The organism is Paenibacillus turicensis (assembly GCF_050461185.1).
GTDB classification, from domain to species: Bacteria; Bacillota; Bacilli; order Paenibacillales; family Paenibacillaceae; genus Fontibacillus; species Fontibacillus turicensis_A.
Map to the genome: position 1 here is coordinate 1,505,475 of NZ_JBCMOR010000005.1, position 18,080 is coordinate 1,523,554.

18 protein-coding genes are annotated in these 18,080 nt (G+C 40.6%); 2 read left to right on the forward strand and 16 right to left on the reverse strand.

The window, feature by feature from the left end:
* Window positions 1-232: 232 nt before the first annotated feature.
* Complete coding sequence (gene msrB, locus ABE099_RS09235) at window positions 233-1,210, forward strand: peptide-methionine (R)-S-oxide reductase MsrB (protein WP_430029563.1); 978 nt, start codon at window positions 233-235, stop codon at window positions 1,208-1,210.
* Between the two features lie 84 nt (window positions 1,211-1,294).
* Here msrB and ABE099_RS09240 read toward each other — a convergent pair whose 3' ends face one another.
* The 8 genes from ABE099_RS09240 to ABE099_RS09275 all read right to left on the reverse strand — a co-directional run bounded on the left by ABE099_RS09240 (window position 1,295) and on the right by ABE099_RS09275 (window position 9,211).
* On the reverse strand, window positions 1,295-1,951 hold the full coding sequence (locus ABE099_RS09240) for a YitT family protein (RefSeq protein ID WP_430029565.1): 657 nt from the start codon (window positions 1,949-1,951) through the stop codon (window positions 1,295-1,297).
* Between the two features lie 297 nt (window positions 1,952-2,248).
* The gene (locus ABE099_RS09245; protein ID WP_430029568.1) at window positions 2,249-2,752 is read right to left on the reverse strand and encodes a Crp/Fnr family transcriptional regulator; all 504 of its coding nucleotides are present in this window, start codon (window positions 2,750-2,752) and stop codon (window positions 2,249-2,251) included.
* A gap of 72 nt (window positions 2,753-2,824) precedes the next feature.
* Complete coding sequence (map, locus tag ABE099_RS09250; protein WP_430029570.1) at window positions 2,825-3,574, reverse strand: type I methionyl aminopeptidase; 750 nt, start codon at window positions 3,572-3,574, stop codon at window positions 2,825-2,827.
* 107 nt (window positions 3,575-3,681) lie between these two features.
* Window positions 3,682-3,972: a stage VI sporulation protein F gene (locus tag ABE099_RS09255; RefSeq protein ID WP_430029572.1), complete on the reverse strand. Its 291-nt coding sequence runs from the start codon at window positions 3,970-3,972 to the stop codon at window positions 3,682-3,684.
* A gap of 127 nt (window positions 3,973-4,099) precedes the next feature.
* Entirely contained in the window at window positions 4,100-6,145 is a 2,046-nt protein-coding gene (gene recG, locus ABE099_RS09260; protein WP_430029574.1) for an ATP-dependent DNA helicase RecG, read from the reverse strand.
* Window positions 6,146-6,159: 14 nt separating this feature from the next.
* Window positions 6,160-7,029 (reverse strand): DegV family protein, encoded by an 870-nt coding sequence (locus tag ABE099_RS09265; protein ID WP_430029576.1) that lies wholly within the window; start codon window positions 7,027-7,029, stop codon window positions 6,160-6,162.
* Between the two features lie 46 nt (window positions 7,030-7,075).
* Entirely contained in the window at window positions 7,076-8,836 is a 1,761-nt protein-coding gene (locus tag ABE099_RS09270; protein WP_430029578.1) for a DAK2 domain-containing protein, read from the reverse strand.
* Window positions 8,837-8,851: 15 nt separating this feature from the next.
* Window positions 8,852-9,211, reverse strand: coding sequence for an Asp23/Gls24 family envelope stress response protein (locus ABE099_RS09275; RefSeq protein WP_430029580.1), 360 nt, complete (start codon window positions 9,209-9,211; stop codon window positions 8,852-8,854).
* A gap of 234 nt (window positions 9,212-9,445) precedes the next feature.
* Here ABE099_RS09275 and rpmB point away from each other — a divergent pair, with 234 nt between their 5' ends.
* The gene (rpmB, locus tag ABE099_RS09280) at window positions 9,446-9,634 is read left to right on the forward strand and encodes a 50S ribosomal protein L28 (protein ID WP_210088166.1); all 189 of its coding nucleotides are present in this window, start codon (window positions 9,446-9,448) and stop codon (window positions 9,632-9,634) included.
* A gap of 83 nt (window positions 9,635-9,717) precedes the next feature.
* On the opposite strand, the gene spoVM is transcribed toward rpmB, so the two are convergent.
* The 8 genes from spoVM to fmt all read right to left on the reverse strand — a co-directional run bounded on the left by spoVM (window position 9,718) and on the right by fmt (window position 18,063).
* Window positions 9,718-9,798, reverse strand: coding sequence for a stage V sporulation protein SpoVM (gene spoVM, locus ABE099_RS09285; protein ID WP_210088197.1), 81 nt, complete (start codon window positions 9,796-9,798; stop codon window positions 9,718-9,720).
* Between the two features lie 186 nt (window positions 9,799-9,984).
* Window positions 9,985-10,653 carry a ribulose-phosphate 3-epimerase gene (rpe, locus tag ABE099_RS09290; protein ID WP_430029582.1) on the reverse strand — a complete coding sequence of 223 codons (669 nt, stop codon included), beginning with the start codon at window positions 10,651-10,653 and terminating at the stop codon, window positions 9,985-9,987.
* 4 nt (window positions 10,654-10,657) lie between these two features.
* Entirely contained in the window at window positions 10,658-11,563 is a 906-nt protein-coding gene (gene rsgA / locus ABE099_RS09295) for a ribosome small subunit-dependent GTPase A (protein ID WP_430029584.1), read from the reverse strand.
* 32 nt (window positions 11,564-11,595) lie between these two features.
* Complete coding sequence (gene pknB / locus ABE099_RS09300) at window positions 11,596-13,665, reverse strand: Stk1 family PASTA domain-containing Ser/Thr kinase (protein ID WP_430029586.1); 2,070 nt, start codon at window positions 13,663-13,665, stop codon at window positions 11,596-11,598.
* Window positions 13,662-14,444: a Stp1/IreP family PP2C-type Ser/Thr phosphatase gene (locus tag ABE099_RS09305; protein ID WP_430029588.1), complete on the reverse strand. Its 783-nt coding sequence runs from the start codon at window positions 14,442-14,444 to the stop codon at window positions 13,662-13,664. The genes pknB and ABE099_RS09305 overlap by 4 nt, the downstream gene beginning before the upstream one ends.
* Window positions 14,445-14,450: 6 nt before the next feature.
* Window positions 14,451-15,503: a 23S rRNA (adenine(2503)-C(2))-methyltransferase RlmN gene (gene rlmN / locus ABE099_RS09310; RefSeq protein ID WP_430029590.1), complete on the reverse strand. Its 1,053-nt coding sequence runs from the start codon at window positions 15,501-15,503 to the stop codon at window positions 14,451-14,453.
* Window positions 15,504-15,736: 233 nt separating this feature from the next.
* Window positions 15,737-17,119, reverse strand: coding sequence for a 16S rRNA (cytosine(967)-C(5))-methyltransferase RsmB (gene rsmB / locus ABE099_RS09315; RefSeq protein ID WP_430029592.1), 1,383 nt, complete (start codon window positions 17,117-17,119; stop codon window positions 15,737-15,739).
* Window positions 17,116-18,063 (reverse strand): methionyl-tRNA formyltransferase, encoded by a 948-nt coding sequence (gene fmt, locus ABE099_RS09320; RefSeq protein WP_430029594.1) that lies wholly within the window; start codon window positions 18,061-18,063, stop codon window positions 17,116-17,118. Before fmt ends, rsmB begins: the two co-directional genes overlap by 4 nt.
* Between the last annotated feature and the right edge of the window lie 17 nt (window positions 18,064-18,080).

Genomic DNA, 18,080 nt, shown 5'->3' on the forward strand with positions numbered 1-18,080 from the left:
TAAGCAAACTTAGCGAAGGGGCAGAGAGATGGTGGAAAAGCGACAGCGACCGCCTTTAAGGCCCCATTTCTATCTATTTCATACATGTTAAAAAAGAAATGGGGACTTAACAGCGGTTGAAGCCACTCTCTGCACCGTAGCCTCCAACCTCATAATTGTCAAGCTCTTAATTAAGTTGGGCTTTTACTTTAAATTTGATATAATAATTGAACAAAAAAGGAGGGGAATTGTAATGAGTCAACCTTTAACACAACCTGCATTAGCTACCTTTGCTGGAGGATGCTTTTGGTGTATGGTATCACCTTTTGAGGAGCTTCCAGGTATTCATGGTATTGTGTCAGGCTATACAGGGGGTCATACCAAAAACCCTACCTATGAGGAAGTATGCTCAAATACAACAGGGCATTACGAGGCAGTTCAAATTAAATTTGACCCTGCCATTTTTCCATATACAAAGCTGCTTGAATTATTTTGGCAGCAAATCGATCCTACTGATGAAGGTGGACAATTTCATGACAGAGGATCATCATATCGAACTGCGATATTTTACCACAATGAGGAGCAACGTAAGCAAGCAGAGTTATCAAAATTAGAATTAGCTCAAAGCGGTAAGTTTGATGCGCCGATAGTAACCGAAATTATTCCGGCAAGTGAGTTTTATCCAGCGGAAGAGTATCATCAAAATTATCATCATAAAAATCCTTCCCACTATAAGCGTTATCGTAAAGGGTCTGGTCGCGAGGATTTCATTGAACATCATTGGACAGGGGTTCAAGATGAGGAACAATTACGGCAAAGACTAACCCCAATTCAATATGAGGTCACACAAAACAATGCGACAGAACGTCCATTTACAGGTGAATTCTGGGATCATACTGAAGATGGTATATATGTGGATATCGTTTCTGGCGAGCCCTTGTTTTGTTCGCTAGATAAATATGATGCTGGCTGTGGTTGGCCAAGCTTCACTCGCCCAATACGTCAATATCATATTAAAGAAAAAATGGACTCAAGTCATTTTATGATTAGAACTGAAGTCCGTAGTAAAGAAGGTGATTCCCACCTAGGGCATGTGTTTGATGATGGACCAGGTCCAACAGGGCTTCGTTATTGTATTAATTCTGCTGCATTAAGGTTTGTGCCAAAAGCGGATATGGAGAAGGAAGGCTATGGGGAGTACTTAACGTTGTTTGAGGAGAGACAGGTTTAAATAAGCTTCTAAATCAAAAAACGCTTAGTCACATTTTTTCCAGCTACAAATATACACGTAAAAAAAGAAAACGATTCAGGCGAATTAAGCCCGAGCCGTTTTCTTTTTCATATGATAAGGAATATGTCTTTGCTTTGTTGCTCCAAAATTTACAACCCACGTAATCACTTGACCTGAAATAATAACTGCCATAATCGTATACATGGTTTGCGCAAATGGAAGATAAATTAATGATATTGTTAGCACAAGTGCATCCATCAGCATAAACACACTTCCAATTTTAATTCCAGACCACTGACTAATAATCAGTGCCATAATCTCATCGCCACCAGTGGCAGAACCCGATCTAAGCACAACACCTACACCAATACCAGATAAAAGTCCTGATAGTAGCGCAACTAAAGGTAGATTATGCTGGAGGTTTAACGTAAAAGGAGAAAATCTTTCACACAACTCATAAAACATTGTGAATAACAGGGATGCCAACAAGGAGTTGACGATAAACTTTCTGCCCTTCAGAAAAACAGCCAAAATAAAAATCGGAATATCAAGCACTAACATTGTTAATGCAGGTGGCAGGTCAAATAAATATTTGCCTAATAATGCAATACCTACAAAGCTGCCTTCTGATAAGCCATTCTGAAAATTAATATGGTAATACGTAAAAGCTAATAAAAAACATCCGAACAACATCATGACAAATTGCGAACTGTCAAATTGCGACTTTACTAGTTTCCTCATTTGGAATCCCTCTTATCGTAGTTTTGTTGACCCTTCGCCAACAAAATACTAAGAAGGTTCCAAAGGACTTCGTCCTTCGCATAATTACACTCTTCTTTCGTAGTTTTGTTGGCCTATACCGACATACCTACGAGAGAAGCTAAGTATAAGAGAGATCACAACGTTTCCAAATCGTCCTTTGGGGATTCGTCCTTCGGGGACACATGGTATCCTGATCCTTTCTTTATTGGTTTCATTTCTTTATATATTATTATACCATAATTCAAATCATGATACACCACTAAAGTAAAATTTGGATTATAGCGGATGGGAGCGCAGCAATCTGTTTACCGTTTCACGTCTAACTCCAATAAGCTGACCAATCTCTTCCTGTGTCATATAATCGGTTAATGGTATCCCGTTTACATGGCGAGCTAACCATTTGGATAACAGCTCTAGGCGCTCAGCAGGGGAACCTACAGTAAGATGATCTAGACGCTCCTGCATAAACCGTACCTTCTCCTGAAGCAGCCTTGCAACCTCCAGAGGCCTACGAGGGTCCTCCTCAAGCTCACGATACCAATCTGCCGCCTTAATAACTTCAACCTCGCTTGTCACGAGTGCAATCGCAGTACCATGTATTTCTTTAGGCGAGATTAGAGAATGATGTGGGACTGTTTCTCCTGGATATAAAATGTTAAACAAAACGATATTTCCATTCTCATGTAGTCTTGTTACTTTAAACAAGCCACTGTTTACATGATATAAGTATTTTGATTCATCTCCCTGATGAAATAAAACTTCACCCTTGTGCAAAATCATCCCCAATCCTCCATCCTCTTCACACTTATTTCATCTATTATATCAAAAAAGAAATGGAAGTTCTCTTCCCAATTAAGATTGTGCCGTTAGAACTAAGGGGCCATCCGCAGTAATTGCTACTGTATGTTCGTATTGTGCAGATAATTTACCATCTGCCGTTCTCGCTGTCCATCCATCCTTGTCGATTTTAATTCGATATGTACCTTCATTAATCATCGGCTCAATCGTTAAAACCATCCCTTCCTTCAAAAGCAATCCCTTGCCAGCCCTGCCTACATGTTCAAAATTAGGCTCTTCATGTAGACTTCTACCAATCCCGTGAGCCAACAAATCACGCACAACCGCATATCCATGTGACTCAGCGTGTCTTTGAATGACGGACGTAATATCACCTAGTCGATTACCTGGCACAGCTTGTTCAATTCCAAGATATAAGCATTCCTTAGTTACTTGCATCAAACGAGCCGCTTCAGTGCTAATTTCGCCTACAGCATAACACCACGCTGAGTCACCAAACCATCCGTTTGCCTCGACAACTAAGTCCATTTTAACAATATCTCCACTTCGTAACGGTGTGGGCGATGGAAAGCCATGTGCTACCACATCGTTAACTGATGCACAGGTTTCTGCTGGAAAACCATGATAACCTTTTGTAAATTGCTTGCCACCAAGTTTCGTAATATGTTCTGTTACCATATCATTAATTTCAAGTGTAGTTACGCCCGGTTTGATCATTTTAGCGATCTCTCGATGGCAATCTGCTACAATTTGGCTCGCTAATTTCATTTGTTCTATTTCTTCCTTAGATTTAAGTACGATCATTGTTAAAACTCCTTTTTGATAAAAATTACGACGTTCCTAAGGGCTCAGCCTAAAGAACGTCGTAAGCACAGTAAAGATTGCTACGGCAATTATTTGTTATTGTCCAGTTAACGAAACATTCCCCACAATTTAATCAGATGAAATGTATTTTTAGGGTCAATTTTTTGATCGATAACAAATTGGACAATTTGTTCTTCCTGCGCACTACCTAGCCGCTCATTCAAAATCGATGTAGCTGATTTAACTAACCTTCTTACTTTGGCCCGATCCTGCAAATCACTTTTTGATAAACCGTCAACAAGCTTTTTAATTCTTTCCTTTACAGCAGGGTTTTTCATTTTGGTCTTTACTCTTTCAACAAGTTGCGGACTAATTCCGTATTGATGATAATTTCCCAAAACTAAAGTACACCTCCACTCACAATTTAAGCCCTTGTTTATCTATATGATATGAGGTCTGTCCATCGTGACAACAAAATGAAGCTGTTCCATAATTCCATAACATATTCATCAAAAACAAAATGCATTAATCCAATAACTCGCCATCCAAAATCTGCTGTCGTTGTAAATATTGATGAAGTGGTGAATAGGTCGGTGAGGTCCAAAACGCCTCATCCCGCACTAACTGCGCCGCATCATCTCTTGCGTGTTCTAAGACTTCAAAATCGCTAACCATATCTGCAAGTTTAAAATCAGGCATCCCACTTTGCTTAGTCCCAAAAAAATCACCTGGACCGCGTAGCTCAAGATCCCTTCGAGCCACCTCAAACCCATCATCGGTTTCTGTCATGACAGTCATACGCTCACGGCCAATTTCGGACTTCGGATCCGCAATGAGTACACAAAACGAGGCATGTTCACCACGTCCCACCCGACCACGAAGCTGATGAAGCTGTGACAAGCCAAAACGATCCGCATCCATGATGACCATTAAGGTAGCATTAGGTACATCTACCCCAACTTCAACCACTGTAGTAGAAACTAAAATATGCACCTCATTATTATAAAACTGAAGCATCACCTCATCTTTTTCAGACGAGGTCATTCTTCCATGCAGTAGTCCTACTTTAAAGTCTGGGAAAGCTTGACTCATAGAGACATAGATATCAATTGCATTTTGCACATCTAGCTTTTCAGATTCCTCAATTAGCGGAGTGATAACATAAGCTTGTCTACCTTGCTTCACTTCCCGGGAAATAAATCCAAGTACTCGCTCCATTAAATCGTGCTTCACCCAATAGGTAGAAATAGGTATTCTCCCTTTTGGACGTTCTGATAAGGTTGACACATCCATATCCCCAAAAGCAGTAATTGCAAGTGTACGTGGGATTGGGGTTGCCGTCATCGTTAATACATCTGGATTAAAGCCTTTACGGCGCAAAATACTCCGTTGGTTTACACCAAATCGGTGTTGTTCATCCGTAACAACTAAGCTAAGAGAACGAAAGAAAACCTCTTCTTGAATTAAGGCATGTGTACCTACTACAATATCTGTTAAACCCATCTGTAGGGAAGCTAATACTTCCTTACGGCGTTTCCCTGTTACTCCACCTGTCAATAAGGCGACGGAAATACCAAATGGCTCAAATAGCTTTGTTAACGATCTCACATGTTGTTCAGCTAGAATTTCAGTTGGAACCATAAATGCACCTTGATGTCCTGATTTAACAGCAGCAAATAAAGCAATAGCAGCAATTACGGTCTTACCCGAACCAACATCTCCTTGCAATAATCGATTCATGCAAAAAGTGGAACGCATATCATGTAATATTTCCAACTCAACCTTCTTTTGAGCATCTGTGAGTTCAAAAGGTAAGCTTCTTACAAATTCTCGAATCGTTGCGTTGTCTACCTGATGTAAGACACCATCCTTGCGTTCATGATTCATGGCCCGATATGCCTGTAGCTTTAACTGAAACATAAACAACTCTTCATACACTAAGCGATGTCTTGCAGCTTGTCCAAGCATAACGTCTGTGGGGACATGAATTTCTTGGATTGCTTTACGTCTAGCCATTAAATTATTTTTAGTTAAAAGTGCTGGCGGCAATATTTCTGGAATTAGTTCTCCGTATTGCATTAAAGCTTGCTTGATGGTTTTCCTTATCCAGTTTTGTGTCAGCTTGCCACTAATTGAATATACAGGTTGTACGGTCCCACTTCGATTACTCCCTTTATCCACGAACTCTGATTCAGAAACGGTCAATTGACTTCGTCTTTGATCCCATTTACCAGTTAAAATTACTTCTCGTCCAACAGTTAGTTCATCTTTCAGAAAATGCCGGTTAAACCATGTCGCCGTCAGCATCCATTCTTCAGTGATCATTTTACAGGTTAATCTAGATTTTCCTCCATAACGCTGAAGCACCGGAATACCACTAACTTTGGCCTGAACGGTTATTTTATCACCATGCTTCACTTCGCTTAACGAGCGCAGACGATAATCCTCATAACGGAATGGAAAATACTCTAGTAAATCACTAACTGTAGAAATGCCAAAGGCGTGAAGCTCTGACTCTTTCAGAGCGCTCACGCCACGAACTTGTCGTACCGGAATTGTCATGATGTCCATATCAATCCCTCACTTTATGCTGGCCACACAAATACAGCTAGAGTACCTGCACCAACATGTGAACCAACTACGGCCCCAATATTTGTGCGGACGACCTCATGAAGTGTAAAGTGCTGTGCCATTGCTTCAAGAAATTGCTGTGCACCTTCTGGATTCACAGCATCACATACTGCGATATTAATATCACGCTGATCACCAAAATCTTTAATAAACAACTCAATAGCACGTGCAGTTGCACGCTTTGAACCTCTTGCTTTGTCTACAGCGTAAATGACACCTTCCTGATCCACTGAAAGGATTGGCTTTATATTAAGCAACGTACCTAATACTGCCGCCGCCTTGCCAATTCGTCCACCCTTCTGTAAATACTCTAATGTGTCCACAAGAAAGTACAGACGACGTTGCTTGCCAAGCTTTATTACTTCCTCTTCAATCTGCGCTACAGGTAAGCCTTGCTTCGCAAGACGTGCTGCATGAACTACTTGAAGTCCAAAGCCATAGGTTGCACACAATGAATCAATGACAGTGATATCAACCTCATGTCCAAGCTCTTCTTCCAGCATGCTATGAGCTAGGCGTGCAGCTTGATAGGTCCCACTCATCCCTGATGAGAGATGAATAGATATAATTGGCGCATTATTATTTTCACTTAATAACTTGCGGTATACCTCCACATATTGTGAGGGGGAGGTTTGTGAAGTGGAAGGGAGTACTTTCGATTCTGCTAGTTTTGCATAAAACTGAGAAACCGTAATATCAATTCCTTCTACATAAGACTCCTCACCAAACACTAAACTCATGGGCACAATATGAATTCCATATTCCTTTACAAGTGCTTCTGGAATGTCAGCAGTGCTATCTGCCATTATGATTGGCATCATCATACAGCACCTCCTCTTTGTGTTCATCAATCCCTAAGTAAGGGGGAGTTTAGGATTCAACAGAAAATAAATAAAAGTAAATCGGTTGTCCACCTTCATGGATCTCCACTTCAACATCTGGATAATTTTCACTCACCCAATTTATCAATGATTCTGTGATGTTATTTTGCGCATCTTGGCCACTTAAAATTGTTAAAATTTCATCGCCACCTTGGAGCATTGAAGCTAACAAGGCTTGGCTTGTAGTTAATAACTCAGCATCAGTGGATACAATTTTTGAATCTGCAATGCCGATATAATGACCTTCTTTGATTTGTAAATCATCAAATACTGTATCACGAACTGCGGTGGTAACTTGTCCTGTTTTAACACGACCAACAGCCTCAAGCATCACCTCAGTATTGTTTTGCACACTTTCATCCTCTTGATAAGCAAATGCTGCCGCCATGCCCTGTGGAATGCTTTTACTTGGAATGACCGTAACATGACGTTCTCCCTCAAGCAAATCTCTAGCTTGCTGTGCAGCAAGAATAATATTGGAATTATTAGGTAAAATAAAAATGTGTTCTGCAGATATCGAATGAATCGCCTTTACAAAATCCTCTGTACTTGGATTCATCGTTTGTCCACCTGACAAAACAACATCTACACCAAGACTTTCAAAAATATTAGCGATTCCTTGTCCAGAAGAAACTGCAATTAACCCGTAAGGAGCCAATTCATGTGCGGGTAGCTCTGCTGATTCCGATACTTGTGCCACTTGTGCAGGAATATCAGCAAATAATTCAGGCATTGGCGCACCATCCATCCCTGCTGTTAATAAATCGCGATGCTGTTCACGCATATTTAAAATATGAATTTGCGTAATTTCACCATAACGAAGCGCCAAGTTTAATACTTCACCTGGTTGCTTTGAATGAACATGCACCTTCACAATTTCATCATCTGCAATAACAATAATAGAATCTCCATTTACTGCTAATGCTTGGCGGAATGCTTCTTCGTTAAAGTTTTTTTCTACAGGTGATCCTAAGCCACGATTAATAAAAAATTCCATGTCATATAAAAACTCAATATCCTGTGTATCGAGCTTAGCTTGGGCAGATATTGGTACTTCTACCTTCGGCTTAGTAACCTGAACAACGGGTTGTTTAGGTTCTACAACTGTAGCACGAGGAGTTGACACAACCGAACCATTGGTGAGTACTTCTGCAAAACCCTCATAAATATAAACAAGACCTTGTCCACCTGAGTCAACTACTCCAACTTGCTTTAATACAGGTAATAGCTCTGGTGTATTTGCCAATGCTTCTTTTGCCTTTGACAGCACAGCCAACATTAATTCCTCAATATCAGTTGTTCTTCTTGCCAAATAAACTGCATGTTTAGCTGCCTCTTTAGCAACGGTCAAAATTGTACCTTCCACAGGTTTGACAACGGCTTTATAAGCTGTGTCGACTCCACTTTGAAGGGCAGCAGCAAACTGAACTGTATTCAGCTCTTCATAAGAGGCAGCATATCTACTGAATCCCCGAAATAGTTGAGACAAAATAACGCCTGAGTTTCCTCTAGCTCCCATTAGCAACCCTTTGGATAATGTAGAAGCTAAGCTACCTACACCACCTGTTCCGTTACTTTTCAATTCGGTTACGCCTGCAGTCATCGTTAAATTCATATTTGTTCCAGTATCCCCATCAGGGACTGGGAAAACATTTAAAGCATTTACATGCTCTGCTTGCTGGGCTAGTCTTGCTGCACCAGCTAATACCATTTCATTAAAATCTGCTCCATTTAGAGAACGCTTACTCAATGAGGATTCCCCTTCCTAGCTTGATACACGTACACCTTGAACAATAACATTGATTTTTTCAACATTAAGTCCGGTAATTTCATGAAATTCATATTTCACTTTTTTTTGTATGTTGTGTGCAACCTCAAGTATTTTCGTACCATAACTTACTATAATATAAAGAGATATAAGTAACCCAGTATTATCGAGGTTCACTTCCACACCTCGGGTTAAATTATCACGCCCGAGTATTTCGGCAATTCCATCCTTCACTTGACTTCGGCTTGCCATTCCTACCAGTCCATAACACTCCATGGCGGCCGATCCGGCGATCCTTGCAATGACGTCCTCCGAAATATGGATACTTCCATGTTCCGTATTCATTTGTACCGTCACGCCTCACATTCCTCCTTATGAAATTATTATGGACTACACCATATTGTACTATAAGAGTAATAAGAAATAAATAAAAGAAGGTGACAGAGATAGAAATAAAGTAAAATCATTGGTTGACGACAGATTTTTTACTATGATATTATATTATAGTATTGTTTTGAACAATAACTGGGCACATTTAACTTAGTTAACTGTTATTTTCAAGATAGGTGTATTGAACAGGAGGTGTAATGAATGTCTCGCAAATGTTATGTGACTGGAAAAACTCCAGGTACTGGTAACCATGTCTCCCATGCTAACAACCGTAATCGTCGTTCTTGGGGTGTCAATGTACAAAAAGTCCGGATCTTGGTAGACGGTAAACCAAAACGCGTATACGTCAGCACTCGGGCTTTGAAATCCGGTAAAGTGACTCGCGTGTAATGAAATAAGCATATAGACAAAAAGCACCTTGAATAATTTGAGGTGCTTTTTTGGTGTCCAGATTATGCCCAGTATCCCACTGTTTAATTTTTATGAAACGTATTAAGGACTGCTCTGACAAAACCTCCAAGAAACTTAGGCAGCTTGAATGTGTAAAATTTCATGATATACCCTCCCTGTCATTCTCATGCCTTCACTTTCATCATATGTTGCTAAACTTCACCTTGTGTATTTGTACAACAAAAGTAAATTATAAAAAAAAGGCTACATGAGAACCTCTCATGTAACCCATTGTATGCGTAGGATGTAACACCTATGACATTAGAATTTAGTTATTTGTTTATTCTAAATTATAAGCTTGTCACACTATTGCGAATTTCAGCCATCGCTTGCTGACGGTCCTCACGGCCAAATACGGCGCTTCCTGCTACTAATACATCAGCACCTGCCTTAACCACTAAAGGTGCCGTCTGAGCAGTAATACCACCGTCTACCTCGATGTGGAACTGATGCTCAGGATGCTCTGCTTTATATTGCTGTAACTGCTCAATTTTGCGTAATGTTGCAGGAATAAAGGATTGGCCTCCAAAGCCTGGGTTTACAGTCATCACTAGCACTAAATCAACCTGATCTAAAATCTCACTAATTGCCGAAACTGGCGTAGCTGGATTAATCGCCACACCTGCCTTGACATTAAGCTCTTTAATGTGATGAATCGTGCGATGTAAATGTGGGCAAGCTTCGGCATGAACAGTAATGACATGTGCGCCAGCCTTTGCAAAAAACGGAATGTACATATCTGGATTTTCGATCATTAAGTGTACATCAAGCGGGATATTTGTATGAGGTGCAATTGCATCCACAACTAATGGACCAAACGTTAAATTAGGCACAAAATGCCCGTCCATCACGTCAATATGTAACCAATCCGCCCCACCTTGCTGTACATCACTTACTTCCATACCTAGTTTCGAAAAATCAGCAGATAAAATTGAGGGTGCAATATAAATGTTATTCATGAAGTTAATACCTCCGTTTTTTTTCTTTCATTTCCTCATGGAATTGAACATAATGCTCATAACGACTTTGCATAATTTTATTTTCTTCTAAAGCTTGTCTCACTTTACAGCCAGGCTCATGAAGGTGGCTACAGCCTCTAAATTTACATTGCTCTTCGTAAGCAACAAATTCAGGGAAGCAGCTCGACAACTCTTCTACACCTAACTCCAAAAAGTCAAGCTGACTAAATCCAGGCGTGTCCGCAACATATCCTCCATTGCCAAGTGAAATTAATTCAACATGACGAGTGGTATGCTTACCACGTCCTAGCTTCATACTTATTATTCCAGTTTCTAGTGCTAACTCAGGAACCATAGCATTTAGCAAGGAGGACTTCCCGACCCCAGATTGACCTGAAAAAACACTAATTTTATTTTGTAATTTTGATTTAATATCCTCTGTTCCGAGTCCAGATACAGAGCTGGTCACAATGACATCGTAACCAATCTCCTTATACATCTGCTCTACTTGAGTGGTGAGTGCGTCCTTCTCATCATTTTCTTCCTGAAGCAAATCCTCTTTTGTTAAACAAATGAGCACCTTCAATCCTGCATGTTCAATATGAACCAAAAATTTATCCAAGAGTTGTAAATTTAAATCAGGTTCTTTAACTGAAAACAACAAAACTGCTAGCTCTGCGTTAGCAACAGGCGGACGGATTAAGGCCGTAGTTCTAGGCTGTATTTGCTCTAAAATGCCTTCTCCATTCTCAGTATGCGTAAAGATAACATGATCTCCCACCAACGGAGTCACACCTTGCTTCTTTAAGATGCCTCGCCCACGGCATTGGACTGTATCGTCCTCTGCCGCAGCGTCAGGCTTCACATAATAATATCCACTCAGCGCCTTAACAATCAGGCCCTCAGGCATAATTCAGCCTCACTTTCAAATTTCATAGTTTGTCAACCATTTGTATTTGCCGGCGGCTCTTCATTGTTGCTTGGCGAGTCGCCACCACTATCAGGTGGTACCTCTGTCCCAGGTATTTGTGGAATAGGTACAGTCCCTTGTTTAGCATCAATGTACGATACAGGATAAGAATCCAAGTATTGTCCATCACGTGTTACAGTGACAACCCCATTTTTATTTGGCGCTAAAATCATATCGACTGATAAAGTCTCTATGCTAGAAATTGTTTTTGTTCCCCAATCCTGCTTTTCACCACGGGCATCGTCAAACGTAATTTTAATTTTACTCTTTTTCCCCTCTGTAGCAGGAGCTACAGGGAAGCTAAACTTATATTCAAATGCTGAAGGTGGATAACCAGAACTGACGGTCAAGATAACTTCTGAGCCTGGCGTAACAGGGTCTCCCGCTTTGAATGGCCATTGATCTATGACCTGCCCTTCTTTTTTATCAAAGCTGGGTTCATATTTAATTCCATCCTTAGACAGTTTTAGGTTCAATTCCTTAAGTTCTGCTTCTGCCTTTTCCTGCGTCATCCCGATCAGATTAATCATATTAACATTTTCTTTGCCCTTACTAACAATAAGAACAACCTTAACTGATTGGGGATCAAATTCACTATCTGCCGAAGGCGTCTGCTCAATCACTTTGCCTTCCTCTACGTCATCACTTGGTTGATCTGTTTTACTAATGTTTGCTTTATCAATTCCAAGACTAACAAGCTTAGACACAGCATCATCATAGGTTTCACCAACCACTGACGTCATTTTAGAGGTAGGCTTGACAGTACTCACCCACAAATCAATGGTAGAGCCTTCCTTCACTAGCGTGCCCTCTGGCTTACCTTGCTCATACACGATGCCCTCATCAAAACCATCTTTATATTCCCTAACAATTTCTCCTACCTTAAGTCCACTTTCAGACAGCTTTAAGATCGCAGCCTTTTCTTCTAGGTTGACTACGTTAGGAATAGGAACTTCAGCAACAGTTAATACTTTATTGACGTACCAAGCCACAGAAATGATAGCCACTAATAAAATGGCTGTTAAGCTGACCCATAAAATTGCTTTGTTTTTATTAGCCTTTTTATCCTTTTTACTTTCAACCTCTTCACCATTTGGTACATCTCGTGACAACTTTGATGGTGGTCCAGTATATACTGAGCTTTGTGATTTGATTGCTGGCACAACTCTAGTGCTGTCCTCATCACTTTCATGTTCAAAAAACAATTTAGGTTCAATCCGCCGCTCAGGCAACAAGCAGGTTTCCAAATCACGCAACATTTCACGAGCAGAATTGTAACGTTCACCAGGGTTTTTACGCATCGATTTTAAAATGATATTTTCAACACTTTGTGGGATTAATGGATTAACCACACGTGGTTCTTCAAATTGCTCTTGTAAATGTTTTAAGGCAACACTAATTGGACTTTCCCCTAAAAATGGAAGTCGTCCTGTTAGCATTTGGTATAATACAATTCCAAGTGAGTAGAGATCTGACTTTTCTCCCGTAGCAACGCCCTTTGCATGCTCAGGTGAGAAATAATGCACTGAACCAACGACTGAACCTGTCTGCGTAATTGTGGATGAGGTGACTGCACGTGCAATCCCAAAATCCGTTACCTTCACACGACCGTTTCTTCCAATTAAAATATTATGAGGTTTAATATCACGATGAATAATGTCATTATGATGTGCATGGTCTAATGCATCTGCAATTTGTGAAGCGATACGTACCGCTTCTTCCACCTGCATCGGTGCTCTTTCCTTAATAATCTCATTAAGATTTTGTCCCTCAATATACTCCATTACGATATAATGGATCTCATCTTCTTGTCCTACATCATATACACTAACGATGTTAGAATGTGACAAGGAGGCTGCGGATTGTGCTTCCCTACGGAAACGTCTAATAAATTCCTCATCATTTACAAATTGTTGTCTAAGCACCTTAATGGCTACATTACGGTTTAGAAGAATGTCATGTGCTTTGTATACAAGCGCCATTCCACCGCCACCAACTTGTTCAAGAATATGATAACGACCGCCTAATTCATGTCCAATCATGCTTTCAACTCCTTTGTACTTGACCCGGTATCTTCGGTATCTCCACCAAGCTCAATTAAGACAACCGTAATATTGTCTTCGCCACCTGCTTCCAAAGCTAGCTGAAGCAAGGTATCTGCTCGGCTTTGTAGCGAAAGCAATGTATTGCCAAGTGTATCTATCATTTGCGCTGTTGTAACGAAGTTGCTAAGACCATCACTACAAATGACAAGGGTATCTCCTAGCTCTAAAGTGATATGATCCATATCAACCATCACTTCTTCATCAGTTCCAAGTGCTCTAGTTAATACGTTACGACGTGGATGTACACTTGCTTCTGCGGCGCTAATTTGTTTATTTTTTAATAACACATTAACAAGTGAGTGATCTTCTGTTAATTGCTCTAATTTCTCTTGACGATATAAATATGCTCTACTATCCCCAATATGACCAATAATCCCAGCCTGACCTTTTAAAAGTGCAGCTACGACGGTTGTCCCCATATTACGATATTCTTCATGCTGCTGTGCTCTACGGTAAACAACTTCATTGGCATGAATAATAGCTTCCTTAAGTGCAATCTCGCATTCTTGTAATGATACATCATTACTTATTTCACTTAAATCAGTAACGATCGTCTCTACAGCAAGCTTACTTGCGACATCACCAGCTTGATGACCGCCCATACCATCGGCAACAATACCAAGCGTAAGCCCATGCCCTAATTGCTGGGTCCACGCCGTATCCTCATTCACAGAACGCACTAAGCCTACATCACTTACATGAACTGTTCTAATCAACTATTATCACCTCGTACCAGACTCCATATGCTTCGCCCGCAATTGACCACAGGCTGCTGCAATGTCATGCCCTTGCTCACGACGGATCGTTACATTAATACCAGCATCCGTCAACACACGTTGGAAATTAAAAATATCATTTCTCGAAGTTCTAACATATTTGCGTTCTGGAACATGGTTAACAGGAATGAGGTTTACGTGACTGGACATGCTCATTCCTTTAATCACCTCAGCGAGTTCCTTTGCATGCTCAGGTCTATCATTTACACCATTAATTAATGCATACTCAAATGTAATTCTTCTTCCTGTTTTAGCAATATAGTAATTTAAAGATTCAATCACATCGTTAAAAGGATAACGACGGTTAACTGGCATTAGCTTCGAACGCAAAGCATCATTTGGAGCATGGATTGAAATCGCTAAATTAATTTGAGTTCCCTCATCTGCAAATTTATAAATGCTTGGAACAATCCCACTTGTTGAAACGGTAATATGACGTTGTCCAATATTTAAGCCCTTTTCATGAATCATAATCCGCAAAAAGTTCATCGTTGCATCATAATTTTCAAACGGTTCACCTGTACCCATAATGACGATGCTACTTACTCTTTCGCCACGCTCATCTAAAATCCGCTGAGCCTGTACAACCTGCGCGACAATCTCACCTGCGGTAAGATTACGCTTGAGGCCACCAAGGGTGGAAGCACAAAAAGTACAGCCAACACGACAACCAACTTGTGTTGTTACACAAATACTGTTGCCATAGTTGTGCTTCATTACAACCGTCTCAATCCCATGATCATCATGAAGTCCAAATAAAAACTTCACTGTTCCATCTGAAGACTCATATTTAGCAATTTCTTTTAAAAGCACAAAAGAAAAGCTATCATCAAGCTTTTGCCGTAATGCTTTGGAAAGGTTACTCATTTGCTCAAAGGAATCTACCCGCTTTACATAGAGCCAATCAAAGATTTGACCGCCACGAAATGCTGGCTCCCCTTGGCTTACTGCCCATTCTTGTAACTCTTCCATCGTGTAGTCGTATATAAAAGGTTTCATCTTCACACACCTGTTCTATAATATATCGTATGTGCTATCACATTCATTCTTTCCATTTTACCATAAAACATAATAGCACTAAAACTTTATTGCAGTATTGATATTACTTCATGTTTTCATAGAGTTCAAGTTTTACTGCACATTCTAAAGGGCAATCGCTAATGAAAATGAAATCATAAAGCCTAATCATTTCGTTAGCGATTGCCCTCTAGGCTTGTATTTTATATACATTTTTAAGCCTTTTTGCGTAATCGTGAAATATAAAATCCATCTGAATGATAATCATCTGGAAATATTTGAAATCCTTGTTTAGCTGGATTTTGATATTCCTGATGCACGACTGGAAGCTGTGACAAAAATGGCTCCATTTCTAATGAGAAATTGAGATTCTGACTTAAAAATGTACTCACAACCTCATTATTTTCACTTGGCTCCATTGTGCAGGTACTATATACCAATATGCCACCAGGCTTTAACAACTCAGAAACGGCATGGAGTAGCTCTCCTTGCAACTGAGCAATATTGGCAATATCCTCCTCTGTTTTTACCCATTTTAAATCTGGCTTACGACGGATGACACCTAAGCCAGAGCACGGAGCATCTAGGAGGATACGATCAAAGGATTCCTTAGCAAATTGATTATTTAATTCCATCGCATCACTAATCTGGCACTTTACTTGCTTTAAACCAAGCCGTTTCGCCTGATCCTCTATTAATTTTGCTTTATGTGGATGGACGTCATTGGCTATCACTTGTCCCGTTCCCTCAAGCCTCTCTGCAATATGGCAGGTTTTACCTCCTGGAGCAGCACAACAATCTAACACCTTCATATTTGGTTTAACGTCTAGTGCCTCGGCTACTAGCATGGAGCTTTCATCCTGAACGGATAACAATCCATTCTTATACCATGAGGTTAACGCCATATTTCCGCCACTACGTACTACAATCCCATCTTGTGCAAGCTTTGAAGGTATAACATCTAATCCAGCATCCTTCATTTCCGCAATGAGCTTGTCCCTTGTAATAACTGTCGTATTCACTCTGACACTATTTGCAGGGGGAACATTGTTGGCCTGACAAATGTCTGCGGTCTTTTCATCTCCTAGCCAATTCACCCACTTTTCAACTAGCCATTCTGGATGAGAATGCTCTAATGCAATTTGCGACACTGTAGGGAGATTGGCCGGCACAACCAGCTTATCTGCATTACGCAAAATGTTACGTAATACACCGTTTACCATCCCTGAAATTCCTTGGTGTCCTAATCTTTTAGCGATTTTTACCGCTTCACTTACAGCGGCATGGTCGGGGATACGATCTAAATAATAGATTTGGTAGAAGCTAAGTCTGAGTAAATTCCGCACCCAAGTCTCAAGCTTGCCAACTCCCTTTTGCACATATTGATTCAAAAAATAGTCAATCGTATTTCTTCGTGAAATTGTGCCGTATACTAACTCCGTGGCTAGACCACTATCTGCACCCGATAATTCAGCACGTTGTAATGCTTCATTTAGTTGCAGGTTGCTATACGCCCCTTCCTGCTCTACGCTAGTAAGCACCTGAAGCGCAACGCCACGAGCAGTTAAAGGAAATCTTAGACGGGTTGCCTTACTCATAACAATACCGTCCCTTTCTTCATGACACCACCAAGCATAAATTGGGTCGCATCCATTGCTTTTTTACCGGCTGGCTGTACTTTTGTTAAAAAAACCGAACCATCGCCAGTGCTAACCTCAATGCCCTCTTTTGTAAGCCCGATTACAGTTCCAGGTTCATAACTCAAGTCAGTATTAGAGCTAGCGACATGCTTAGGATTTTGGACTTCCCATACCTTAAACACTTCATTATTCCACATCGTAAAACCACCCGAGAATGGAGAAAGCCCTCTAATCTGGTTAAAAATACTTGTTGAGCTAGATGCCCAATTTATTTTTTCATCTTCTCTGGATAAATTTTTGGCATATGTGGACTCCTCATCATTTTGCGGGGTGCGTGATGCTTTACCAGCAATAACATCTGGAAGTTGTTCAATGAGTAGCTTAGCTCCAACATGGCTTAGTTTTTCAAAAATCGTGCCTGAGTTATCTTCATCTGTAATTGGAATGCTAGCGGTAGCGATCATATCACCTGTATCTAATCCTTCTGCCATATACATTAACGTAACGCCTGTTTCAGACTCTCCATTAATAATAGAACGCTGAATTGGAGCGCCACCACGATATTTAGGCAATAAAGAACCGTGCACATTTAAGCAGCCATAAACAGGAAGATCAAGCACAGCTTTAGGCAAAATTTGTCCAAAGGCCGCCGTAACAATCAAATCCGGCTTCCACGCTGCCAGCTCCGCTACTGCTTCTGCTTGACGAAGCTTTTCTGGTTGCATGACTGGTAGGCCATGACGCAATGCAGCTTCCTTTACAGGCGTTGGCATCAAGACCTTTTTACGTCCCTTTGGACGGTCGGGCTGTGTGACGACACCCACCACGTTATACCCGTTTTCAAGCAGCAATTCTAAGGATGGCACTGCAAAGGCAGGCGTACCCATAAACACAATATTCATATTAACCCACCTCTTTC